The sequence below is a fragment of the Streptomyces sp. 13-12-16 genome (assembly GCF_002114215.1).
Taxonomy (GTDB): Bacteria; Actinomycetota; Actinomycetes; order Streptomycetales; family Streptomycetaceae; genus Streptomyces.
On sequence record NZ_NCTE01001375.1, the window covers coordinates 1 to 495 of the forward strand.

General features: G+C 77.2%; 1 protein-coding gene. It reads left to right on the forward strand.

The features are described 5' to 3' along the window. Positions 1–495, forward strand: a 495-nt coding sequence (locus tag B7767_RS48895) for a hypothetical protein (RefSeq protein WP_256923758.1), incomplete at both ends; no start/stop codon positions are given.

Here is a 495-nt window from a genome sequence, read left to right on the forward strand (position 1 = left end):
CTCCACGACCGGGACCGGAAGCGGGAACGAGGCCACGCGGGTCGCCCTGATCGGCCCGGACGACGGCGTCCTCGACGCCGCCGCTGCCGACAGGTACGCGGACCTGACGGCACTGGCCGACGCGGCGGCGGAGGACCCGGTACCGCCGGTCGTCCTCCTGCCCGTCCCCACCGGTGCCGCACCGGCCGACCGGGCACGCGCCGCGCACACCGCGACGGCCCACGTCCTGGAGACGCTCCGCACCTGGCTCGCCGACGACCGGTTCGCCGCCTCCCGCCTGGTCGTCGTCACCCGGGGCGCGACCGACGGAGCCGACCCGGCCGCGGCCGCCGTGTGGGGTCTGGTGCGCGCGGCCCAGGCGGAACACCCCGACAGGTTCACCCTGCTGGATCTGGAGCGCCCGGACCCGGAGCGGGGGACGGGAACGGAGGGGACACTTCCGCCCGTCGTTCTCGCGCCCGCCTCCGACGAACCGCAACTCGCGGTGCGCGAGGG